The sequence below is a fragment of the Acrocarpospora macrocephala genome (assembly GCF_009687865.1).
Classification (GTDB): Bacteria; Actinomycetota; Actinomycetes; order Streptosporangiales; family Streptosporangiaceae; genus Acrocarpospora; species Acrocarpospora macrocephala.
Genome location: NZ_BLAE01000110.1, coordinates 4,368 through 25,611 on the forward strand (window position 1 = coordinate 4,368; position 21,244 = coordinate 25,611).

General features: G+C 67.9%; 25 protein-coding genes. 15 read left to right on the plus strand and 10 right to left on the minus strand.

Going from position 1 to position 21,244, the window contains the following annotated elements:
- Positions 1-921: 2-oxoglutarate dehydrogenase, E2 component, dihydrolipoamide succinyltransferase (gene sucB, locus Amac_RS51070; protein WP_155361688.1), on the plus strand; the 921-nt coding region annotated here is incomplete at its 5' end.
- A gap of 195 nt (positions 922-1,116) precedes the next feature.
- Positions 1,117-2,016: a TIGR01777 family oxidoreductase gene (locus tag Amac_RS51075; protein ID WP_155361668.1), complete on the plus strand. Its 900-nt coding sequence runs from the start codon at positions 1,117-1,119 to the stop codon at positions 2,014-2,016.
- A 5-nt stretch (positions 2,017-2,021) separates the two neighbouring features.
- On the opposite strand, the gene Amac_RS51080 is transcribed toward Amac_RS51075, so the two are convergent.
- From Amac_RS51080 to Amac_RS51090, 3 genes are all read right to left on the minus strand, one after another.
- Positions 2,022-2,780: an SDR family NAD(P)-dependent oxidoreductase gene (locus Amac_RS51080; RefSeq protein ID WP_155361669.1), complete on the minus strand. Its 759-nt coding sequence runs from the start codon at positions 2,778-2,780 to the stop codon at positions 2,022-2,024.
- A gap of 120 nt (positions 2,781-2,900) precedes the next feature.
- A complete protein-coding gene (locus tag Amac_RS51085) occupies positions 2,901-3,896 on the minus strand; it encodes an alpha/beta hydrolase (protein ID WP_155361670.1) in 996 nt (331 codons plus the stop codon).
- A 21-nt stretch (positions 3,897-3,917) separates the two neighbouring features.
- On the minus strand, positions 3,918-4,223 hold the full coding sequence (locus Amac_RS51090) for a putative quinol monooxygenase (protein WP_155361671.1): 306 nt from the start codon (positions 4,221-4,223) through the stop codon (positions 3,918-3,920).
- A 157-nt stretch (positions 4,224-4,380) separates the two neighbouring features.
- Between Amac_RS51090 and Amac_RS51095 the strand changes: the two genes are divergently transcribed.
- From Amac_RS51095 to Amac_RS51125, 7 genes are all read left to right on the plus strand, one after another.
- On the plus strand, positions 4,381-5,274 hold the full coding sequence (locus Amac_RS51095; RefSeq protein ID WP_155361672.1) for an AraC family transcriptional regulator: 894 nt from the start codon (positions 4,381-4,383) through the stop codon (positions 5,272-5,274).
- Between the two features lie 280 nt (positions 5,275-5,554).
- The gene (locus Amac_RS51100; protein WP_155361673.1) at positions 5,555-6,304 is read left to right on the plus strand and encodes a Type 1 glutamine amidotransferase-like domain-containing protein; all 750 of its coding nucleotides are present in this window, start codon (positions 5,555-5,557) and stop codon (positions 6,302-6,304) included.
- Positions 6,301-6,966 (plus strand): lipoyl(octanoyl) transferase LipB, encoded by a 666-nt coding sequence (lipB, locus tag Amac_RS51105; protein WP_155361674.1) that lies wholly within the window; start codon positions 6,301-6,303, stop codon positions 6,964-6,966. Before Amac_RS51100 ends, lipB begins: the two co-directional genes overlap by 4 nt.
- A gap of 32 nt (positions 6,967-6,998) precedes the next feature.
- Entirely contained in the window at positions 6,999-7,973 is a 975-nt protein-coding gene (locus Amac_RS51110) for a M48 family metalloprotease (RefSeq protein ID WP_155361675.1), read from the plus strand.
- A gap of 21 nt (positions 7,974-7,994) precedes the next feature.
- Complete coding sequence (gene lipA / locus Amac_RS51115; RefSeq protein WP_155361676.1) at positions 7,995-8,930, plus strand: lipoyl synthase; 936 nt, start codon at positions 7,995-7,997, stop codon at positions 8,928-8,930.
- Positions 8,931-8,973: 43 nt separating this feature from the next.
- Positions 8,974-9,660, plus strand: a complete 687-nt coding sequence (locus Amac_RS51120; protein WP_155361677.1) for a DUF4191 domain-containing protein — start codon at positions 8,974-8,976, stop codon at positions 9,658-9,660.
- A 4-nt stretch (positions 9,661-9,664) separates the two neighbouring features.
- Positions 9,665-10,444 carry a class I SAM-dependent methyltransferase gene (locus Amac_RS51125; protein WP_155361678.1) on the plus strand — a complete coding sequence of 260 codons (780 nt, stop codon included), beginning with the start codon at positions 9,665-9,667 and terminating at the stop codon, positions 10,442-10,444.
- Here Amac_RS51125 and Amac_RS51130 read toward each other — a convergent pair.
- Positions 10,434-11,081 (minus strand): RDD family protein, encoded by a 648-nt coding sequence (locus tag Amac_RS51130; RefSeq protein WP_155361679.1) that lies wholly within the window; start codon positions 11,079-11,081, stop codon positions 10,434-10,436. The two genes, Amac_RS51125 and Amac_RS51130, sit on opposite strands and share 11 nt — an antisense overlap.
- 222 nt (positions 11,082-11,303) lie before the next feature.
- Here Amac_RS51130 and glnA point away from each other — a divergent pair, with 222 nt between their 5' ends.
- Positions 11,304-12,728 carry a type I glutamate--ammonia ligase gene (gene glnA / locus Amac_RS51135; RefSeq protein WP_155361680.1) on the plus strand — a complete coding sequence of 475 codons (1,425 nt, stop codon included), beginning with the start codon at positions 11,304-11,306 and terminating at the stop codon, positions 12,726-12,728.
- 174 nt (positions 12,729-12,902) lie between these two features.
- Positions 12,903-13,109 (plus strand): DUF6879 family protein, encoded by a 207-nt coding sequence (locus tag Amac_RS58315; protein WP_344449523.1) that lies wholly within the window; start codon positions 12,903-12,905, stop codon positions 13,107-13,109.
- A gap of 1,175 nt (positions 13,110-14,284) precedes the next feature.
- Here the strand turns inward: Amac_RS58315 and Amac_RS51140 are convergent.
- Genes Amac_RS51140 through Amac_RS58320 form a run of 3 tightly spaced genes read right to left on the minus strand, consistent with a single transcriptional unit; the run spans position 14,285 to position 15,379 of the window.
- On the minus strand, positions 14,285-14,599 hold the full coding sequence (locus tag Amac_RS51140; protein WP_155361681.1) for a holin: 315 nt from the start codon (positions 14,597-14,599) through the stop codon (positions 14,285-14,287).
- Complete coding sequence (locus Amac_RS55740) at positions 14,589-15,164, minus strand: hypothetical protein (RefSeq protein WP_218041769.1); 576 nt, start codon at positions 15,162-15,164, stop codon at positions 14,589-14,591. The genes Amac_RS51140 and Amac_RS55740 overlap by 11 nt, the downstream gene beginning before the upstream one ends.
- Positions 15,146-15,379 (minus strand): helix-turn-helix domain-containing protein, encoded by a 234-nt coding sequence (locus Amac_RS58320; protein ID WP_373869957.1) that lies wholly within the window; start codon positions 15,377-15,379, stop codon positions 15,146-15,148. Before Amac_RS58320 ends, Amac_RS55740 begins: the two co-directional genes overlap by 19 nt.
- Before the next feature lie 69 nt (positions 15,380-15,448).
- On the opposite strand from Amac_RS58320, the gene Amac_RS51150 reads away from it, so the two are divergent.
- Positions 15,449-15,814: a DUF4345 domain-containing protein gene (locus tag Amac_RS51150; protein ID WP_155361682.1), complete on the plus strand. Its 366-nt coding sequence runs from the start codon at positions 15,449-15,451 to the stop codon at positions 15,812-15,814.
- A gap of 7 nt (positions 15,815-15,821) precedes the next feature.
- On the opposite strand, the gene Amac_RS51155 is transcribed toward Amac_RS51150, so the two are convergent.
- Positions 15,822-16,577, minus strand: a complete 756-nt coding sequence (locus Amac_RS51155; RefSeq protein ID WP_218041770.1) for a helix-turn-helix transcriptional regulator — start codon at positions 16,575-16,577, stop codon at positions 15,822-15,824.
- 126 nt (positions 16,578-16,703) lie between these two features.
- Here Amac_RS51155 and Amac_RS55745 point away from each other — a divergent pair, with 126 nt between their 5' ends.
- Complete coding sequence (locus tag Amac_RS55745; RefSeq protein ID WP_218041771.1) at positions 16,704-17,096, plus strand: hypothetical protein; 393 nt, start codon at positions 16,704-16,706, stop codon at positions 17,094-17,096.
- 287 nt (positions 17,097-17,383) lie between these two features.
- Here Amac_RS55745 and Amac_RS51165 read toward each other — a convergent pair whose 3' ends face one another.
- A complete protein-coding gene (locus Amac_RS51165; protein ID WP_246269237.1) occupies positions 17,384-18,259 on the minus strand; it encodes a maleylpyruvate isomerase N-terminal domain-containing protein in 876 nt (291 codons plus the stop codon).
- A gap of 214 nt (positions 18,260-18,473) precedes the next feature.
- Here Amac_RS51165 and Amac_RS51170 point away from each other — a divergent pair, with 214 nt between their 5' ends.
- A complete protein-coding gene (locus Amac_RS51170; protein WP_155361686.1) occupies positions 18,474-19,379 on the plus strand; it encodes a hypothetical protein in 906 nt (301 codons plus the stop codon).
- Positions 19,380-19,585: 206 nt separating this feature from the next.
- The gene (locus tag Amac_RS51175) at positions 19,586-20,347 is read left to right on the plus strand and encodes an AAA family ATPase (protein ID WP_155361687.1); all 762 of its coding nucleotides are present in this window, start codon (positions 19,586-19,588) and stop codon (positions 20,345-20,347) included.
- Between the two features lie 523 nt (positions 20,348-20,870).
- Here the strand turns inward: Amac_RS51175 and Amac_RS54295 are convergent.
- On the minus strand, positions 20,871-21,244 hold a 374-nt coding region (locus Amac_RS54295), incomplete at its 5' end, for a hypothetical protein (protein WP_218041772.1).

Below are 21,244 nucleotides of genomic sequence, written 5' to 3' on the forward strand. Positions count from 1 at the left end.
AACCTGGAGACGCTGTCCGGCACCGGCGTCGGCGGCCGGATCCGCAAGCAGGACGTCATCGAGGCGGCCCGGGTGCAGCGGGAGCAGGCCGCCGCCGCAGCCGCCGCGCGCCAGGCCCCCGCGCAGGCGCCCGCCGCCCCGGCCGCGCCGGTCCAGGCCGCTCCCTCGGCGCCCGAGCCGGTTCAGGTGGACACCACGCTGCGGGGCACGACCGAGAAGATGTCGCGGCTGCGCAAGGTCATCGCCGAGCGCATGATGGACTCGCTGCACACCACCGCGCAGCTCACCACCGTGGTCGAGGTGGACGTGACCCGGATCGCCAAGCTGCGCCAGCAGGCCAAGAGCGCGTTCGAGGCGCGGGAGGGCGTGAAGCTGTCGTTCATGCCGTTCTTCGCGCTGGCGGCGGTCGAGGCGCTGAAGGTGCATCCGAAGCTGAACGCGGTGATCAACGACGAGACCAACGAGGTCACCTACCACGACGTCGAGAACCTCGGCATCGCGGTGGACACCGAGAAGGGCCTCATCGTCCCCGTGGTCAAGGGCGCGGGCGACCTCAACATCGCCGGCCTGGCCCGCAAGATCGCCGACGTGGCCGAGCGCACCAGGACCAACAAGATCAGCCCCGACGACCTGGCCGGCGGCACGTTCACGCTGACCAACACCGGCAGCCGCGGCGCCCTGTTCGACACGCCGATCCTCAACAAGCCGCAGGTCGGCATGCTGGGCACCGGCGCGGTCGTGAAGCGTCCCGTGGTCGTGGACACGCCCGAGGGCGAGGTCATCGCGGTCCGCTCGACGGTGTTCCTGGCGCTCACCTACGACCACCGCCTGGTGGACGGCGCCGACGCCGCCCGCTTCCTCACGACGATCAAGCGCCGCCTGGAGGAGGGCCGCTTCGAGGGCCAGCTCGGCCTGGCCTGAGCCCCTGCTGTAGTCAGCCTGGCTCAGCCCTGGCCCGGATGACCGGCCGGGACTGAGCCTCAGGCCAAACTGTTCGACGGCCGGATCTCCGTCCCCGGACCTTGACGAGCCCTTCGCCGATACCTGGCGAAGGGCTCGTTCTTTTCGGGTGCATCCGAACGTGGTTTCGCTAGCGGAGGAACTACCGTGGGTGGCATGACGATCGTGGTGACGGGTTCCTCCGGGCTGCTGGGCTCGGCTCTGATCCGGGCGCTGGCCGCCGACGGCCGCCCGGTCCGCCGTTTGGTACGGCACGAGCCCGCCGCCCCTGACGAGGCCTTCTGGAACCCCGAGGAGGGCATCCTGGACCCGTCGGTGTTCGACGGCGCGGACGCGGTCGTGCATCTGGCCGGGGCGGGGATCGGCGACAGACGCTGGACACCCGCGTACAAACGGAAGGTTCTGGAGAGCCGCACGCGTGGCACGAGCATGCTGGCCGCGGCGCTGGCCGGGATGGGCGCCCCGCCGGCGGTGCTGCTGTCCGGCTCCGCGGTGGGTTTCTACGGCGACACCAAGGACCGCGCGGTCGACGAGCACGACCGGCAGGGCGAAGGTTTCCTGGCCGACGTGGTCGCCCAGTGGGAGGGCGCGACGGCCCAGGCGGCCGAGGCGGGCATCCGCGTGGTCTGCCTGCGCTCCGGCGTCGTCCTCAGCAGGTCCGGCGGCGCGCTCGCCAAGGTGCTGCCCATCTTCAGAATGGGCCTGGGCGCCCCCCTCGGCACCGGCCGCCAGTACTTCTCCTGGATCTCCCGCACCGACTGGGTCAACGCCGTCCGCTTCCTCCTACAAAACGAGGAAATTTCGGGCCCCGTCAACGTGACCTCCCCCGAACCGGCCACCAACGCCGACTACACCAAGGCCATCGGCCACGCCCTGAACCGCCCGACCATGCCCATCCCCACCCCCGCCTTCGCCCTCCGCCTGGCCCTGGGCGAGTTCGCCGGCGAAGGCGTACTGATCGGCCAGCGCGTACTCCCCCGCGTCCTGCTGGACGCCGGATACCACTTCACCGAACCGGACCTGCCCACAGCGCTGAAGGCCGCACTCAACGATTGACCTGGTCAGAGGTTATAGCCGCCGGAGACTTCGATGTCTTGGGCGGTTATCCAGCGGGATTCCTCGGCCAGCAGGGTCGCGATCACCATGCCGATGTCGTCGGGTTCGCCGAGGCGTCCGAGGGCGGTCCTGGCCGCGATCGCGGGGATCACTTCGGGGTAGTGTTCGAACGCGTTGCCGCCGATGCGGGTGCGGGTGGGGCCGGGGGAGACGGAGTTGACGCGGATGCCGCGTGGGCTGAATTCCTTGGCCAGGTAGCGGGTCAGGACGGCCATGCCGCCCTTCATGGTGCCGTAGGCGGAGTAGCCGGGTTCCAGGACGGAAGGCCGGGCCGAGCTGCTCGTGGTGTTGACGATCGCGCCGCCGTCGGCCAGCAACGGCAGCAGGGTCTGGGTCAGGAAGTACGGGCCTTTGAGCAGCACCCGCATGAGCGTGTCGAACATCTCCTCGGTCGTGTCCTCGAACATCGCCATCTGGCCGAATCCGGCGTTGTTGACGAGGAAATCGAACGTGTCCCGCTGCCAGGTGTCGCGCAAGGCGGTGACGACGGACTCACGGAAGGCCGGAAACGTCTCCGAGTCGCCGACGGCCAGCGGCAGCGCGACGGCCGTGCCGCCGTCTTTCTCGATCATCGCCACCGTGTCCAGCGCTCCGGACTCGTTGTTCTGGTACGTGAGGATCACCCCCGTGCCGCGCTTGGCGATCTGGATGGCGGCACTCTGCCCGATACCAGAGCTGGCACCGGTGACAATGGCGACCTGCATGGTTGACCACCTGTTCATTCATGGAGCAGATCAATGCTATGTAGGATTTCAGTACTTCCATCAGAGCATCTCCACGTGCGCATACGATAGAAAGATGCTCTTCTATTCTTGCACAATCCTCTAAGCCTGGAGAGTCATGGCTGAGGACAGGGCTGGTGCGTCGGAGGCCGGGTGCAGGACCCGGGCGAGCCAGTCGTGGCGGGTGCGGCGTGCCGCGGCCGAGACCCGCGCCTGGGGGTAGAGCGCGTCGAAGCCGTGGAAGCCGCCCGCCCAGATGTGCAGTTCCGCCTGGCCGCCGGCCGCCCAGATCCTGCTGGCGTAGGTGACGTCCTCGTCGCGGAAGACCTCGGCCGTGCCGGCGTCGATGTAGGTGGTGGGCAGGCCGGAGAGGTCGTCGGCCACCGCGGGTGAGACGTAGGCCGGCACGTCGCCGTCGGCGAGGTCGCCGAGGACTGAGGCCCATCCGAACCGGTTCATCTCGCGGGTCCAGACACCGGGCTCGCCGCCGTACTGCCGGCTGGAGGGGGTGTTGTCGCGGTGGTCGAGCATGGGGTAGATCAGCATCTGGGCGGCGATCGGCGGGGTGCCGCGGTCGCGGGCCATCAGGGTGGTTCCGGCGGCGAGGCCGCCGCCGGCGCTGGTGCCCGCGACGACGATGCGGGCAGGGTCGATGCCGAGGTCGGCGGCGTGCTCGGCGGTCCAGAGCAGGCCGTGGTAGCAGTCCTCGACCAGGGTCGTGCCGGTGACCTCTGGCGCCAGCCGGTAGTCCACGGAGACGACGACGGCGCCGAACAGGTCGAGCCACTCCAGCGGGATGTCGATCTGTGCGAAGCGGTCTCCCATGACCATGCCGCCGCCGTGGATCCAGTAGACGCACGGCCCCACTGTGGCGCGATCGGCGGGGCTGAAGATCGACAGCGGGATGCGCGAGCCGTCCGGGGTGGGGATGGTCAGCTCCTGGTGGGTGACGGCGCGGCCGTCGAGGAGGGTGTCGATCGGGGTCGACGGGAACGCGCGCAGTTGAGCGAGTACCTCGGGGGTGAGTTCGGACATGAGCGGCATGTCGGCGAGCAGCGCGCGCAGTTCGGGGTCGAGGTCGGGTCGTACCGGTGCCATGAGGGGGTCCTTTCGCTGGGTTTAGAAGGTGGCCTTGCCACCGACGGGGACCTCGTCGGTGTACTGGGAGTCGCCGGCCAGCAGCGGCTGCAGCTTCGCGACCAGTGCCTGCGCCGGCTCGGTCGCGAAGAACCGGCTGTGGGCCTCCTGGCTGGTCCAGCCTTCGGTGACGTAGACGATGTCCGGGTTGGCGGCCGAGCGGCCGACCAGGAAGACGACGCAGTCCTCGTTCGGCAGGGACGGCGCGTTGAGCAGGAGCTCGACCACCTCGTCAGCCTTGCCGGGCTGTGCGGTCATGGTGGCGTGGAAACCGTGGTTGACGGCCATGGGGGCAATCTCCTCATTCGTGGAGCGGTTTTGCGCTCCTGGGATATCGACAACCCCATGTAAGCATCGCCACCTGCGGAAACGTTAGAACGATGCTCTTGACCTCTTGCCTGATTCTATCGTTGCGGCGAGTATCGGTTGGTGCTTCAATCAGGTCATGGCCCTTGATGAGCTGCGCGCGTTGCTCGCCCGGCACGCCCGACCCGACACGACCACCGCCATCGACAACGTCCTGATCTCGAAGGTCGAGCAGTCGGATCCGCCGTCGCCGTCGATGACGAGCACGGTGCTGGCGCTCATCGCGCAGGGCGCGAAACGCATCGCGCTGGGCGACCGCGTGTACGAGTACGGCGCCGGGCAGTACCTCATCGCCTCGGTCGACCTGCCGATCACCGGCCACTTCACCGAGGCCAGCCCCGAGCGCCCTGCGCTGGGTTTCGGCCTGACCCTGCACCCGGCCACCGTCGCCGAGCTGCTGCTGCAGGCGCCCCCCGGCGACCTCCCGCCCGCCGCCGGCGGCGCGCCGTCCGGCCTGGCCGTCAGCGACGCGTCCGCCGAGCTCATCGACGCGGTGATCAGGCTGCTGCGCCTGCTCGACCAGCCACGCGACTTGGCGGTGCTCGCACCGCTGATCAAACGGGAGATCCTCTGGCGGATCATCACCGGCGAGCAGGGCGCCGCCGTCCGCCAGCTCGGCCTCGCCGACAGCAGCCTCACCCACGTCGCCAGGGCGGTCCGGTGGATCCGCGACCACTACACGCAGTCCTTCCGGGTGGAGGACGTGGCGCAGATGTCCGGCATGAGCGTGTCCGCCTTCTACCGCAATTTCCAGGCGGTCACCGCGATGAGCCCGATCCAGTTCCAGAAACAGATCCGGCTGCAGGAGGCCCGGCTCCTGCTCGCCACGCATCCCAACGACGTCACCGGCGTCGGCCTCCGCGTCGGCTACGACAGCCCGTCACAGTTCAGCCGCGAGTACCGCCGCCAGTTCGGCGCGCCGCCCAGCCAGGACGCCGCCCGCCTGCGCGGCTCCGCACCAGCCCTGGCGTAACTGCTCGGAGAAAGCGACCGGCCGCCCCGCAGCTATTTCTTGATCTCGTCGTAGCAGGATTTCACGATAAATCCGGATACCATTCCTGCGCATAGCAGTAATAACCCGCCGAACCGGTCAAATAGTGAGGCCACCGGCCCACCGGACGTCTGCCACCTCCCGCGACGAGACGTGGATTATCCTCGCGAAACGGGTGAACTGCCCGTCTTCCGAGATACCAGCGCGAGCGCGCACGGCCGGGTCGTAGGCTTGGGCTTTCTTTCTGACATGGGAGTGAACAATGGGACGGGTTGGGCAGTCGCACATCGTGGCAATCGGGGGCGGTTCATTCCGCCTGACCGGACGCTTCGACTTCATGGAGGCGACCCCCCTGCTCCGCTACGTCCTGGACCTGACCGGCCAGGACCGGCCCAAGGTGGGCATGCTCGCGACCGCGTCCGGCGACGCCGACGACTGGCTGCTCAAGATGTACGGCGCGTTCCGCGACTGGGACGTGGAGCTCAGCCACCTGAGCGTCTTCCCGATGCCCAACATCCCCGACCCGCGCGCCTGGATCCTGGAGCAGGACGCGATCTACGTGAGCGGCGGCAGCGTGGCCAATCTGATGGCGCTGTGGCGGCTGCACGGTCTGGACGAGGCGCTGGAAGAGGCCTGGCGGGCGGGTGTGGTGCTGGCGGGGCAGAGCGCGGGCGCGCTGTGCTGGCATGTGGGCGGGAACACCGACTCGTTCGGGCCGGCGTTGCGGCCGTGGGCGGAGGGGATGGGGCTGTTGCCGTACTCGTGCGGGGTGCACTACGACTCCGACGAGCAGCGGCGGCCGCTGCTGCACCAGTCGGTGGCCTCCGGCGAGCTGCCGGACGGGTACGCGGCCGACGAGGGCGTGGCCCTGCACTACGTGGGCACCGAGTTCATCCAGGCGGTCAGCATCGAGCCGGACGGCTACGCGTACCGGATTGAGAGAGATGGTGCGGGTGGGGTGAAGGAGTTCCGTATCGAACCCCGCCAACTCGCGTCTACCCTGGACACGTGAGTGGGCTGGCTATCGTCCGACTTGGCGTCGATGTTCCGTACGAGCAGGTTTGGGCACTGCAGCGGCTGGCGCACGCCCGGCGGGCGAGCGGCGAGCTGGGCGATCTGTGCCTGCTGCTGGAACACGCGCCCGTCTACACGGCGGGCAAACGCACGGGTCCTGAGGATCGGCCGAGCGACGGCACGCCGGTCATCGACGTGGACCGGGGCGGCCGGGTCACCTGGCATGGCCCCGGGCAGCTGGTCGGGTATCCGATCGTGCGGATCGACGACGTGATTCCGTACGTGCGGCTGCTCGAAGGGGTGTTGATCCAGGTCTGCGCGGATCTGGGGGTCGTGGCCGGGCGGGTTGACGGGCGGGCCGGGGTGTGGGTGCGCGGGGAGGCGTCCCACGGGGTGCCGGACCGCAGGCTGGGCGCGATCGGGATCCGGGTCGCCAAGGGCGTCACGATGCATGGTTTCGCGCTGAACTGCGCGAATGATCTGAGCTGGTACAACCGGATCGTCCCGTGCGGCATCCGGGACGCGGGGGTGACGTCGCTGTCGGCCGAGACCGGTCGCCGGATCACGGTGGACGAGGTCATCCCGTATGCGGAGAAGCGCCTGGGCGAGGCGCTCAAAGCGGAGATCTATGACATGTACGAGGAAGACCTGCACGCCTAGTGTCACGCCGATAATCCCGCCAAAATGTCCATATGTTGACCAAGTTCGCGGCCTATGTCGTCGCGATCGCGGTGCACGCTTTCACGCTCGCCTTCGCCGCGCTCGGCCTGTGGACGATCCTCCGCAACCCGGGCTTCCTGGTGTCCTGGCTGCTCGGCGGGGTCTTCCTGGGGCTCGGCTGCATGCTCAGGCCCCGCGCCGCCCGCCTCTCCCCCGCCGCCGAAGTCCTCCCCCGGGAAACCGCTCCGGCCCTGTACGCCCTCGCCGAACGGGTGGCCGCCGCGACCTGGGCGCCGAAGCCGCGGGCGGTAGCCGTACACGATCAGGGGCTGGGGGCGGAGCTGACGCGGGTCGGGCTGCTGCGGCGGCCGGTGCTGACCGTGGGGCTGCCGATCTGGCTGGCGCTCGCGCCCGCGCAGCGGGTGGCGCTGCTGGCGGTGGCCTGCGCGAACGCGCGGGCGGAGGAAGGAATGATCATCGGTGGCGCGCGGACGACGCTGGCCGAGCTGCGGGCGGCGCTGTTCGGCGGCGGGGAGAATTCGAGCCGGCGGCGGGCGCACGAGGACATGGCGCTGACGCTGGGCGCGTGGGCGCCGCACACCACGTACGAGACGGCGGGGACGTTCGGGCGGCTGGTGGGCTGGGTGGTCGGATGGCCCGCGATCGTGGCCGGCTTCCTGCTCGATCGGCTCACCCGGGGCTGGCTGGCCGGGGAACGCGCGCGGGCGCGGGAGATCGCTGAGCAGGTCGCCGGGCCGGGCGCGCTGGCCGAACTGTCCGAACTCGCCGCCTCCCGGCGCTACCTGGCGCCGCTGCAGGCCGCGGCGCTGCGCGGCGAGGACGTGTCGGTGATCCGGCGCGGCGCCCTCGACCGGGCCGCGCTGCGGGAGCTGGACAGCCCCAGGCCGGTGGCCGCCACGATCGAGGCGGGCGAGTCCGAGCGGCTCGACGAGGAGCTGAAATCGCGGTATGCCCGCATGCTCAGGGGCCTCGGCCTGCTCAGCTGAGGACTGGCATAAGCTGGCAGGGTGAGCGTCGCACCTGAAGGCCGTAAACTCCTCCGCCTGGAAGTTCGCAACAGCCAGACCCCGATCGAGCGCAAACCCCCGTGGATCAAGACCAAGCTCAAGACCGGGCCCGAATACACCGAGCTCAAATCGCTGGTCCGGCGGGAGGGCCTGCACACGGTCTGCGAAGAGGCCGGGTGTCCCAACATCTACGAATGCTGGGAGGACCGCGAGGCGACCTTCCTCATCGGCGGCGACCAGTGCACCCGGCGCTGTGACTTCTGCCAGATCGACACCGGCAAGCCCGCGGCGTATGACACCGACGAGCCGCGCCGGGTGGCCGAGTCGGTCGAGCAGATGGGCCTGCGCTACGCGACCGTCACCGGCGTCGCCCGCGACGACCTGCCCGACGGCGGCGCCTGGCTGTATGCGGAGACCGCCCGCCAGATCCACGCGCTGCTGCCCGGCTGCGGGGTGGAACTCCTGGTTCCGGACTTCAACGGCGACCGCGCCCAGCTGGAGGAGGTCTTCTCGGCCCGGCCCGAGGTGTTCGCGCACAACATCGAGACCGTACCGCGGATCTTCAAGCGGATCCGGCCCGCGTTCCGCTACGACCGGTCGCTGGGCGTGCTGACCACCGCCCGCGAGGCCGGTCTGGTCACCAAGTCCAACCTGATCCTGGGCATGGGCGAGGAGCGCGCGGAGATCGTGCAGGCCATGCGCGACCTGCACGAGGCGGGCTGCGACCTGCTGACGATCACGCAGTACCTGCGGCCGACGCCGCGCCACCACCCGGTCGAGCGCTGGGTGAAGCCGGAGGAGTTCGTGGAGCTCCAGCGGGAGGCCGAGGCGATCGGCTTCGCGGGCGTGCTGTCCGGGCCGCTGGTGCGCTCCTCGTACCGGGCCGGGCGGCTGTACCAGCAGGCGATCGAGCGCAGGTCCACCGTTCGAAGCTGATTCGTTTTCACGAATCGCCCGCGGGATTTGTATCCTTCACGTCATGGCGAAAGACCCGGCGAGCCCAGGCCGCATCAAGCAACTCCGGATGGTCGCGCAGATCATCAAGAAGGCCAACCCCAAGGGGATGCCGATCGTCTACGCGTCCGTCGTCGGCGTGCTCGCGCTCGCCGTCGTGGTCGGGGTGCTGACCAACAGCGTGATCTACGCGCTGATCCTCGGCATCCCGGTGTCGCTGCTGGTCGGAATGATCATTTTCGGCCAGCTGGCCCAGCGGGCGCAGTATTCGATGCTGCACGGCCAGCCCGGCGCGGCGTACGCGATCCTCCAGGGCATGCGCGGGAACTGGTATGTCGAGGAGAAGCCGGTCGCGGTCAACCGCGAGCAGGACCTGGTGTTCCGGGTGGTCGGCTACCCGGGCGTGATCCTCGTCTCCGAAGGGCCCGGCAACCGGGTGCAGCGCATGCTGCTGGCCGAGAAGAAGCGGGTCCAGCGGGTGGCGATCGACGTTCCCGTCTACGACGTGCAGTGCGGCGACGCCGAAGGGCAGGTGCCGATCGCCAAGCTGCAGCGGCACCTGATGAAGCTGCCCCGCAACCTCAAGAAGCCGGCCGTCTCCGAGGTCAACAACCGCATGCGCGCGCTGACCCCGTCGATTCCGCTGCCGAAGGGCCCGATGCCGAAGGGCGCGCGGCTGCCGAAGACGCCCAAGGCGCCGAAGGCCCGCTGACCGCATGTTCAGAAAGCGGGTCTCCAGGGCCGAGACCTCGCGGGCCAACCGGAGCTGGTGGGACGGCGCCTCGGACGGGTATCAGGCCGAGCACGGCGCGTTCCTGCGCGATGACGGTTTCATCTGGTGCCCGGAAGGTCTGGACGAGGCCGACGCCGGGCTGCTGGGCGAGGTGCGCGGGCTGCGGATCCTCGAAATCGGCGGCGGCGCCGGGCAGTGCGGCCGCTGGCTGGCCCAGCGGGGAGCCGAGGTCGTCTCGCTGGATCTGTCGTATCGGCAGCTTCAGCACGCGCGCCGCATCGACCAGGACGCCGCGGCGCCGCTGCCGCTCGTGCAAGCCGACGCGGAATTCCTGCCGTTCGCGGGCTCCTCGTTCGATCTGGCCTGCTCGGCCTTCGGCGCGCTGCCGTTCGTCGCGGACGCGGGGGCCGTCCTGGCCGAGACGCGCCGGGTGCTGCGTTCCGGCGGGCGGTTCGTCTTCGCCGTCAGCCATCCGATCCGGTGGGCGTTCCCCGACGACCCCGGGCCGCGCGGGCTGACCGCCGACCGGTCGTATTTCGATCGCATGCCGTACGTGGAGGTCGAGGACGGCCAGGTCTCCTACGTGGAGCACCACCGCACGCTGGGCGACTGGGTCGGCTTGATCACCGGGGCCGGGCTCACGCTGGTGGCGCTCACCGAACCGGAGTGGCCTGAGGGCCACGACCGCGACTGGGGCGGCTGGAGCCCGCTCCGGGGCCGCCACATCCCCGGCACCGCCATCTTCAGCTGCGTCAAAGCCTGACGGCGATCGTCCCGGCCGCGCGGTCGTGCAGGCCCCGCTGATCCCGGTCCCAGATCAGGGCGGGTACGGCCAGGCACAGCAGGAACGTCCGGATCAGCACCGCCAGCAGGGTGGGCTGGGAGCCGTCCAGGGCGGCGATCCGGATCTTGAACAGGCGCATGCCGAGGGTCATGCCGAGGGTGCCCACCAGCAGGATGTAGGCGGCGGCGAAGACCGCCATGCCGATCCAGGAGGCGTCCTGCGGGCTCGCTTGGAAGACGCCGCGCGCGATCGCCCACGTGCAGATCATCCAGTCGACCAGGATGGCGCCGATCCGGCGGCCGAAACCGGCGACCGCGCCGGGGCCGTCCTGGGGGAGGCCGAGGCGCTCTCCGGGGTAACCGAGGTCGACGCCCGCGGATCGGGTGCCGCCGAGCCAGGTCTGCGTCCAGCGGGGTTCCCGCTCCTGGGCCTGGGCGGGCCGGGGCTGTTTGTTGCCAGATTGCCCTTGGGACTTCCGGTTCGGCGCCTGCCCCTTGCCCGGTTTCCCTTGCGCCTTGCGCGGCTGGCTTTCGCCCGGCTGCTGCGTACCGCGCTGACGCTGGTCACGGGCCTGGCGGTTGGTGGGCTGCCGGTTCGAGGGCTGCCGTTGTTTCATATGCTCAACGGTATCGGCCGGTTGTGGTGGCTCCTCCTTCGACGTACCAGTCTGGGAAAGACTGGGTCAAGGTGACGCCGGAGGTGACGTGTCACTTCCCGGTCACGGTTAGCGTTGGATCGCTGTTCCATTAACACGTGCGAAACAAACGAGACATGGGGCGGAAACGCCCCGGGCCTACTTTCAGTCTGCTAAGCCCATGCCCCTGGGAGGTTCGAGAGAGTGTTTAACTCCGCCGACGACGTCCTGAATTTCATCCGGGACGAAGGGGTGCAGTTCGTCGACGTCAGGTTCACCGACCTGCCGGGTACGACGCACCACTTCACCTTCCCCGTCGAGAACTTTGGCCCCAACGTCTTCACCGACGGCCTGATGTTCGACGGTTCGTCCATCCGTGGATTCCAGGCCATTCACGAGTCGGACATGCTGCTGCTGCCCGACCCGACGACGGCCGTGATCGACCCGTTCCGCAAGCACAAGACGCTGAACATCAACTTCTTCGTGCACGACCCGCTCACCGGCGAGGCGTACAGCCGCGACCCGCGCAACGTCGCCCGCAAGGCCGAGGAGTTCCTCAAGGGAACGGGCATCGCCGACACGGTGTACTTCGGCCCCGAGGCCGAGTTCTACATCTTCGACGACGTGCGCTTCCAGACCAACCAGCACTCGAGTTTCTACTACATCGACTCGATCGAGGGCGCCTGGAACACCGGCACCGCCACGCAGGGCGGCAACCTCGGCTACAAGCCCCGCTACAAGGGCGGCTACTTCCCGGTCCCGCCGATGGACCACTTCACCGACCTCCGGTCGGAAATGGTGCGCCGCCTCATCGACGCCGGCATCGAGACCGAGATGCAGCACCACGAGGTCGGCACCGCCGGCCAGGCCGAGATCGACTTCAAGTTCGGCACGCTGCTGCAGACCGCCGACAAGCTGATGCTCTACAAGTACATCATCAAGAGCACGGCCCTGGAGTTCGGCCACACGGTCACCTTCATGCCGAAGCCGATCTTCGGTGACAACGGCTCGGGCATGCACTGCCACCAGTCGCTCTGGAAGGACGGCGAGCCGCTCTTCTACGACGAGGTCGGCTACGCGGGCCTGTCCGACATCGCCCGCTACTACATCGGCGGCCTGCTCAAGCACGCGCCCTCGCTGCTGGCCTTCACCAACCCGACGGTGAACTCCTACCACCGCCTGGTGCCCGGCTACGAGGCCCCGGTCAACCTGGTGTACTCCCAGCGCAACCGCTCGGCCTGCGTGCGCATCCCGATCACCGGCTCCAACCCGAAGGCCAAGCGCCTGGAGTTCCGGGTTCCGGACCCGTCGTGCAACCCGTACTTCGCGTTCGCCGCCCAGCTCATGGCCGGCATCGACGGCATCCGCAACAAGATCGAGCCGCCGGAGCCGGTCGACAAGGACCTCTACGAGCTTCCCCCCGAGGAGGCCCGCCAGGTCCCGCAGGTCCCCGGCTCGCTGTCCGCGGTCCTGGACGCCCTCGAGGCCGACCACGACTACCTCCTCGAAGGCGGCGTCTTCACGCCCGACCTGATCGAGACGTGGATCGACTACAAGCGCACCCAGGAGATCGACCCGATCCGCCTGCGCCCGCACCCGCACGAGTTCGAGCTCTACTACGACGTGTGAGAGCGGGGTTCTCCGGCTTCGGCGATCTTCCCGGAAACGGGCGCTGACCTGGGAAAACCTTGTCGTTGGTCGTCGTTGTTGCTGAGCAATGTCAGACCGAACAGAACGGCCCGGCATCGAGATCGATGCCGGGCCGTTCTGCGCTGATGGGACCGGTGATAGCGCTCCCGCAATATCGTCTCCGAGCCCGCCAGCGACTGCATCCGCTGGGAACACAGCCTGACGGCTGGCCACAACATCGCCGCCGGCGAGCTCGTCCGTTGGCTGCCGCGAGCATTCGCGTCTCCACTGGCGCTACCAGGTAACCCCTTCTGGGTGCCCGACGGGCGACTAGCGCGATTTTCCCTGATAGGCGACGCGCTGGAGACCCTGGGCACCTAGCGCCACCACGACGTCGAGACGACTATAGGGTCGTGAACCTGCCGATTTTCTGTGGTCGCTGCGGAGCACCGGTGCCCGAGGTCACGATCGATGACGACTCGTTCCTGCTCAAGTACGATCCCTATAAACAGCCGCTCGGCGGTATCCCGGGCGCCGGCGCCCCCTGTCCCAACTGCGGAGCCACGAACGGTCCCGAGGTCGTACGTGAGTCCCTCTCCGTCATATGGACCGCCACGAGCGCCCTTCGGAAGCGCGCTGAACGGGAACGGCTCCGTACCACGATCGAGGAACTGCGCGAGACCCAAGCCCGCCTTGCCGAAGTCGAATCGCGCCTAGAGTCAGATCATCCGCAAATCAATGGCCTGCGCCGACTCCTGCCGCGCAGTCAGGAAGGCGTGGTGGCATATCTGTCGTTTCTCGTGGCGCTGGTCACTCTTGTAGAGAACACAATCGCTGACCATGCCGACCTCCGTGAAGCGTTTACCTCGCCTCGGCCGTCTCCTAGCACCTCAATGCCATCGCCTGCGAGCGTCGAGTGGTCGAGATATCCGATGTCCAGTGTCGCTCCGGGCCGGGTCGTTACATTTTCCGGGACAGCCTCGTTTCCGGACGGACATGGGCTTTATAGCTACTTCTTTTTCGCTCCTAGGAGCCGTGCAATTCCGGAATCTCCGCCCAGAATGTTCTGGGCACCTGTGCCTGTACACATGGGCCAATGGGCCTACCAATGGCCGGACGATCCGGAATGGTGGGGGCCAAACGCTGAGCTGTGGGGAATCGTCTTCCTCGTTGCAGCGCACGACGTGGTGAAATTCTCCTATCCAGTGCCGGTTCCCGGAGTCGTCTGGACTCAATATCGGGTGAGAGGGACAACTCCGAATGGCCGTGTGAAGGTCGAGCATCTCCGTCCCCCTCGGCAGGCCACACTATCGCCCGAGCAGAGGTCTCTGACTGTAAGAAGTCTGCTTGAGGATCTTCCCATACGGACACATCCCGTTGGCCTAGAATCTTCGTGATCTTTCCGTGGTCGGGTTAATGGTTCGCAGATCGTCGATTTCACGGTCGGGTCAGCGTCATATCGCCGCCCAGTATGACAAAGCTCGCTGTCCACTACCTCTCGGCTGTGATCATCGCCTGCCTGCTGCTTGGCTCCGATGTGATCCACAAAACACACCCTAAGGGGCAATGCTGGGCAACCTCATTGAGGATGCAAAACGCTCACTCCTACGGTCGAGGCATGCCCCAAAACGACACCTCATCCGCAGGGGGTGCCTGGCCTGGTAACCAGCCAGGGCCGCCAGTCCGGTCGGCACCAGCGGCATGACGATCGCCTCCACCCAGTCGGGCAGGAACGAGATCAGCGACGGATCGTCGGCGATCACCTGCAGGATGGCCATACCTGCGACACCAGCGAAGTAGGGAGTCAAGGTCATCGCCTTGACCTTGGCCTCCACGGAGGGCCTGGAATAGGTCACGGGCTCAGCGTGCATGTGCCCCTCCTCCGGGGCATCCCGCCACCATGGCGGGGTTCAACGCACGTTGGAAGCGCGGGCGGCGTTTCCAACGAATCAGGGGTGAAGGATTGGAAGCGGTGATCAGCGGCCAAACATGCTGATCTTGGCCATCGAGACCTTCTCTACGCAGCGCGTGATAGGCGTCCAGCTGGGCACTCAGCCAAGGGGTGCGGCCGGCGTTCTCGGCCTCGATGCCGATGCCCGTGTTGTTGCGGTGGAACGGGCTCACGCTCGGCGCGTTGTGCCGGCATCGACCTGCGGCGACGATCCAGATCCACCCGGTGTGCCGGAGCCAGATGTAGTCAGCTCGCCGCCTGCTCCGCGTAGTGCTCGTCCTCCCACGCTTCCACATCGGCAATCTTGTACCGTACATGCTGCCGAACCTCATCAATCTCGGGCCGCCGCCGCGCGAGTTCCAGGCGTAGATGGTCATGACGGGCACCCCCAAGCCTTCTGCAAGATCCAGGTCGGCGCCGACACCTTCATTGCACAGTCCCTCGGCATCGCCGAGGGGGACCCCCATCATGTGGTGGATGCGCATCGCCTTTGCCGGGCGAGCAGCCGCCCGCCTTCCTCGACCGCGTCTACTATCCGTGGGCTGTCCTCGGCGATGCGGTGCACGGTAGAGGCAGGCAGGCCCCGCCGGGCGGCGATCCGGGCTGACCCCAGCCGTGGGCGTGACGTAAATACCTCGGCGCGGACCAGTGAGCCGTTCCGGCATCGGGGCTCGCGACTCTGAGATGACGGCAGGTTCATGGAAGCGCCATGTCACGGCCAGCGACATCCTCATTCCCGAACAGCCGTTGTGACGTTGGGGGTACTTCTGTGGCCAATAGCGTGATCGCCGTGATGGCGGTCTTCTTCCTTGGGATGGGCGTGTACGGGCTCGTCGCACCTGCCGCGCTGATCAGGCCGTTCCGGATGGTCGCCGACTCGGCTGAGGCGCGCAGTGAGGTCCGCGCCGTCTACGGAGGTTTCGGCGTGGCCGTCGCCGGGGCGCTGGTGGCGGCGCTGGCCGATGCCGGTGGCATCAGGCGGGGTGTGCTTGTCACCGTCGCCCTGGCCCTGCTGGGCATGGCGCTGGGGCGGCTGGTGGCGCGGGCGGTCGAGCGATCGTCGGGTTTCTACCCGTGCTGGTTCTACTTCTGGGTGGAGCTGGCTGGAGGCGGCGCGCTGCTGGCCGTCGGCTAAGGAGCCGTCAGGCGTCCACGCACCGGATCGTGAGGTCGAGGGTCAGCAGAGCGCTCGGGGTCAGACCGAACAACGCGTGAAACGCGGTGCTGAAGTGGGACGGGCTGGCGAAGTAGCCGTCCGCCGCAGCCCGGGTGAGATTGCCCCCTTCTGCCAGGCTCGCGGCGGCTCGGCGCATCTGCGCCCACAACCGGAACCGCCGGTAGGACGTACCCGTGTGCTGCCTGAAGAGCCGCAGGAAACGCGACTCCGACAGCCCCGCCTCCGCGGCCACGAGCTCAGCCGGCAGCGGCTCGCCGGCGCGCAGCAGGCGCTGGATGGCGGTATCGATCCGTGGGTCGGCAGGTGCGGTCTCCTCGCGGCCGGTCACCTCGATGATCCAGCTGGCGACCCGGTCGAGGGGGGTGTGCGCGGACAGCTCGGCCGCGCCGGCGAGAATCGCGGTCTCGTCCCGATGCCCGGTCAGGACGCTCCGGTCACCGGCGGTGAACTTGGCGCGGCAGGCCCGCTCGGACGCCGAACCGGCGTCGAGGTAGAGGAACACCATGCGGCCGTCACCTGCGGTGATGTGATGCCGCACCCGCGGCGCGATCAAAGCGGTTCGCACCCGCTGTTCGGCGAGGGCCGCGCGCCTCACGACAAACGGCGGGCCCGTGCTCGCGACCACGCACGTCACCGCGCCCGAGTGCGGCCCGAGCCGCAGCGACGGCCCGGTGTACAGGGCGCGGCCCGGCCACAGCCACACCGCCGCAGGCACGGTCACGGTCGTGACCCGCGCACCGGCGTCGGCACGGCTTGCGCCGCGATCCGGGCGCGACAGGTTCGTGGAAGCGCTGACATCGCCATCCCCCGCATGCTTACCAAACCTAAGACGTTGATGGAGGATACGATGCGCCTGTCTGCCCAGGTGATGGGGATGCTGTTGTTCGGTGCCGTGGGGGTGCTCAATCTCGCCCCGGGGCTTATCGCGTTGATGCCGGCGAAGCTGTCCACCACCTACGGGGTCCTGACGACCGACGCCACCGCCATCCTGCTGCTCCGCCATCGCGCGGTGATGCTCGCCGTACTCGGTACCGCGCTCGTGGCCGTGGCGTTTCTCTCGAACCTGCGGATCCCGGTGCTGGCCGCGGCAGCGGTAGGCAAGCTGTCGTTCATCGCGCTGGTTCTCCCCTCCCGGGGAGCGCATCCCCAGCTGACCCCGGTCGCATTCGCCGACATCATGGCACTCGTCGTACTCGTCGCGGCCGCCGTCCTCACCCGCGCATGGACGGCACGGCCGTAGGCCCTTCCGCGCTCCCCCTCACGCGTGTCTCACCGGACGAGAACGCTTCAACCCTTTGCCTGACCCGAGGCGTCTCTTTCGTCGTATCCCCTGAGGAAAGAACAGAAGCAGTTATCCCAGGCTGAGTTTCGTAACGGGGAGCGGTGGTTCCGGCGAGACGGGATCCGCGCCAATCCAGCCCGCCATGCCAGCGCTTAAGGAACTCGATCCAACGCGAATAGCGAAGGAGCGTCACCACGTCGGCGCGGAATCCGGCCTTGAGGGCATGGCGAAGGAGCGTGACCGCGTCAGCGGGGATTTCCGGTCTTCGGATAGGAGTTTGAGGGGAGGTGGACGATCCGGAGGAACTCCGGGAGGCGCCAGAGGCGGGGGCCGCGGGCCGTTATCTTGCCGGTGAGGGCGGCGCGGGCTTTGCTCATGCGGCCGAACAGCATCAGGTTGAGGGTCGGGGGGTCGAATGAGAGGCGGACGTCGGCGCCTTGGCCGGTCTCTTCGAGGGTTACCCGGCGGTCTTGGAGCACGAGGGTGACGGGGGTTGTGTGGGCGGAATGGAATTCGACTGCGATCCGGCGGCCGGGGACCGGGGGGCCGAGCAGTCCGCCCGCGTGGTTGCGCAGCATTCCGACGAGGAAGAGTTCGAAGAACAGGGCGGCGTCCTGGGGTGGTAACTCCCAGCGGGTTTTGGCCGCGCGGGCGATATCCCAGCCGTGGATCAGGAGTTCGTTGACCAGGTGGGCTAGGACACCGGCGATCGGGACGCGGGAGTCGCCCAGCCATGGGACCGGAGCGGTGGGGTCGGCGTTCTCGGTGGCGTGCAGAATGTCGTCGATGTCGCCGGCGAGAAGGTCGTGGAGAACGCGGAGGTCCCGTTCGGTGAACTGGCGCAGGACTACGTCGTTGATCTCGGCGACGGTGTCCACCGTGGTGGTCATGATCTGATGTTCGACGTCGGGGAACGGGTGCGCGACCTTGTCCGGTTGCAGGATCGAGGTGTAGAGGGAGGCGATGCTGCGCACGTGGGCAACGCTGTCGGCCACCGTCCACTCCGCGGTGGCCATCGCCTCGGGATCGGGCACGGATCCGACCAGCGTGAGAAACCGGTCGCCTGTCCGCCGCAGCGCATCCCGGCATGTCTGCCACTGCCCTAGCGTGATCGTCCCCACCACGACGCACCTCCAGAACTCAGCTGGAACACCAGCAGATTAACAATCGCCTTCCCATCCGGCTTTACTCAGAAATGCGATGATCAGGGCATCTGCTGATTTGTCCTCACGGGGCTGAAGCTTTCAGCTCGTAAGGGGCTGTGGATAACACCGAGCATCCACAGAATGGGGTTCGGGAGGTCAAGGGCGGTCGCGGAGATGGCACCTTGCGAGGGTGATTCTGCTGCCGCTACCGAAGTCCCTGACCGCTGCCTTTCTGGTCGTCGCGCCCAAGACCTTGCGAACTTCGCCCACCGTCGCGGTGTCCGACCTCTCGGTCGAGCAGGTGACGGCGGCGGACCCGCGTGTCATGGCCGTGGCCGAGCTGTTGTGCTGCGCCACCTGCTCGCCCGAGCTCGAGCCCTTGCTTCCCCTGCTTGAAAGCTCATCCCATCTCCTGGTGAGCTGCACGTCGCCGCCGGGCTGGCCCTTCACCCACCTCTGGGCCGGAGCGTCCGCCGCCACAGCGCTCGCCTCCTCCCTCGGAGGCGCTCCCATCGACGCCGACACCGCCCGCCCCCTCCCCTCAACACGCCCCCTCCCCTCAGCACCCCCGCTTCCGTCAGCGCGCCCGCTTCCGCGTGCACCACAACCGATCGCCCGCCCAGAATCCAGCCAGACCATCCCGTCCAGTCCTCCTCCGCCGGCATCATTCAAGGACTTCGCGGTGGCATCGTGGTTGCGCGTCTCATCGGGATTCGACGCCGGAAGCGTGCGGCTCACCACCCACGGAATGGCTCGCCTCGGCCTCCCGGAGCTCCGCGTCTTCGCCGTCCCCGACCGTCACGTGCCCACCTGGACGACCACCCTCCACGGCCTCGCCCACATCCTCCTCACCCGCCAGCTCACCGCCATCGCCACTCACCCCACCCGAGGCAGCCACCTGCTCCCGACCGAACTCACCGTCACCAGCACCGACATCACCACCGCCGAAGGCCTCACCCCACCCGTCGCGCATGGCGGCGAAGCGGGGGACGTTGGTGAGGGCCGAATGTGGTGGAGGGAGGTTGGGGTGCGTTATGAGGTCTTGCGGGGTGGGGCGCAGTTCCTCAATGTGTGGGCGTTGGATGAGGGAGATTAGAGCGTTCTGGATAATTCAACGTCACGACGTAGGTGCAGGGTCTGCGAGCAAAGCGTCATGAAGAGACCGTGCCAGGGGCGCACTGTGGCCTTGGCTTCGCGGTGGCCGCTGCGGCAACTGGCCTCGAACCCGGTCACCACCTGCTCCGCAGGCTGGCGGGCGCACCGTGGAAGTCCACGTTGCGTTGGGCTGGTTAGGGTGGCCGGGTGGGCACGAAACAGCCGGGATTCGTCCGGGGACTGCGAATCGACACTCGGCAGATCGGGTCCGGCTACCCATTCGATCTGCCTGCCGTCTCCTGGCTGGTCACGTCCGGCGGTATTGAGTTATCGCCGACGGCGACCTTCCTCGTCGGCGAGAACGGCTCGGGCAAGTCGACCCTCGTCGAGGCCATCGCGGTGGCTTGCGGTTTCAATCCCGAAGGCGGCAGCCAGAATTTCCGATTCGCGACCCGGGCCAGCGAATCCTCCCTCGCCGATCACCTCGTCCTGACCTGGGGGCTGGCCAAGCCACGCACCGGCTTCTTTCTGCGGGCTGAGTCGTACTACAACGTCGCCACCGAGATCGAACGGCTCGACCGCGAACCAGGGCCGTCGCTGCTGGCCTCCTACGGGGGCGTCTCACCCCACGAGCGATCGCACGGCGAGTCGTTCCTGGACCTCGTCGTCCACCGGTTCGGCCCGCAGGGCCTCTACGTGCTCGACGAACCCGAAGCCGCCCTGTCCGTGCGCGGATGCATGGCCGTACTTCGCCGGATCCATGATCTGGTCGGGCAGAAATCCCAGTTCATCATCGCCACCCACTCACCGATCCTGCTCTCCCTCCCCGGCGCGACCATCTTGCAGATAGATGCTGACGGGTCCATCCAGCAGGTCAATTACGACGAAGCCCTCCCAGTCGCCCTCACGCGCGACTTTCTCACGGCGCCCGACCGCTTTCTCCGGCATCTCCTGGCCGACGACACCTGATCGAGGCGATGGATGATGGCTCGTGACTGACCGGGCTGCCGTCCTGGCCCCTGGCTGGGTGCCAACCCAGGGCTGAAGGAGTTCTCAGATCGTGAGACCGAGAGCGATCAGCGGGTTGTGGAAGCCGTCGCGGGCCCAGTGGGTTCGTCGGCGATGTCGGTGAAGTTGAGCGGGCCCAGCGCGCCGATCGCGTAGCCGCGCATGATCGCGAGGATCGATGGAGCTGAGGCGGTCCGGATCTTGCACCGGTCGTTCTTCGCGGGTTGAGGGTCCACGGGTTGGTGGCCGAGTTGGTGTCCTGCTCCTGATCGGGCATGGCGGCTGACTCTTCGGCTGGTGGCAGGTTGGTTGGTAGATCTTTTCACCAGCAGCGTGACCTGCGGTTTTGTCGCGGATCGAGGCCAGGTTTTGAGTTCCTAACGGAAGTCAAGCCGATCAAGCTTTGAAGGATCAGGGTAGGCGGGGTCGACGCCGGGACTGGGTGTCACGGCGTTGCGCGTCGGTTGGGGGTGGTGAGGGCCGGTCAGGCCGTCGTGTGGCGGGTAGCCTTGCTGCTGGACGGGCCGGCTGCCGGAGCGTCGTGTGGCGACTCCTGACCGCGTCGGCTCGTCCCCTGTTTCGTGCCCTGTTTCGTGCCCTGTTTCGTGTCCTGTTTGGTGCCCTGTTTCAGCCGTGTGCTGGCGCGTTTGGGCCGGTTCTTGGCGCGGTCGGCGTCGCTGACCGCGTATCGCTCGGCGCAGATCGCCTTGGCCTCCTCCACGGTGAGGGGGCGGCCGTCGAGATCGCGGAGTTGGTAGGGGGTGCGGCTGCGCCAGCAGGCGGCCAGCCGGGTGACCAGGACGGCGGCCAGGGTGCAGACGGCGGAGTTGTGGTGCTTGCCCTCGGTCACGACGAGGC

Bases quoted from the DNA above. Each gene is read 5' to 3' on its own strand.
- Amac_RS51075 (WP_155361668.1), top strand. From the start codon at position 1,117: ATGACGATCGTGGTGACGGGTTCCTCCGGGCTGCTGGGCTCGGCTCTG.
- Amac_RS51080 (WP_155361669.1), bottom strand. From the start codon at position 2,780: ATGCAGGTCGCCATTGTCACCGGTGCCAGCTCTGGTATCGGGCAGAGT.
- Amac_RS51085 (WP_155361670.1), bottom strand. From the start codon at position 3,896: ATGGCACCGGTACGACCCGACCTCGACCCCGAACTGCGCGCGCTGCTC.
- Amac_RS51090 (WP_155361671.1), bottom strand. From the start codon at position 4,223: ATGGCCGTCAACCACGGTTTCCACGCCACCATGACCGCACAGCCCGGC.
- Amac_RS51095 (WP_155361672.1), top strand. From the start codon at position 4,381: ATGGCCCTTGATGAGCTGCGCGCGTTGCTCGCCCGGCACGCCCGACCC.
- Amac_RS51100 (WP_155361673.1), top strand. From the start codon at position 5,555: ATGGGACGGGTTGGGCAGTCGCACATCGTGGCAATCGGGGGCGGTTCA.
- Amac_RS51110 (WP_155361675.1), top strand. From the start codon at position 6,999: ATGTTGACCAAGTTCGCGGCCTATGTCGTCGCGATCGCGGTGCACGCT.
- Amac_RS51120 (WP_155361677.1), top strand. From the start codon at position 8,974: ATGGCGAAAGACCCGGCGAGCCCAGGCCGCATCAAGCAACTCCGGATG.
- Amac_RS51125 (WP_155361678.1), top strand. From the start codon at position 9,665: ATGTTCAGAAAGCGGGTCTCCAGGGCCGAGACCTCGCGGGCCAACCGG.
- Amac_RS51130 (WP_155361679.1), bottom strand. From the start codon at position 11,081: ATGAAACAACGGCAGCCCTCGAACCGGCAGCCCACCAACCGCCAGGCC.
- Amac_RS51140 (WP_155361681.1), bottom strand. From the start codon at position 14,599: ATGCACGCTGAGCCCGTGACCTATTCCAGGCCCTCCGTGGAGGCCAAG.
- Amac_RS55740 (WP_218041769.1), bottom strand. From the start codon at position 15,164: ATGCGCATCCACCACATGATGGGGGTCCCCCTCGGCGATGCCGAGGGA.
- Amac_RS58320 (WP_373869957.1), bottom strand. From the start codon at position 15,379: ATGAACCTGCCGTCATCTCAGAGTCGCGAGCCCCGATGCCGGAACGGC.
- Amac_RS55745 (WP_218041771.1), top strand. From the start codon at position 16,704: ATGCGCCTGTCTGCCCAGGTGATGGGGATGCTGTTGTTCGGTGCCGTG.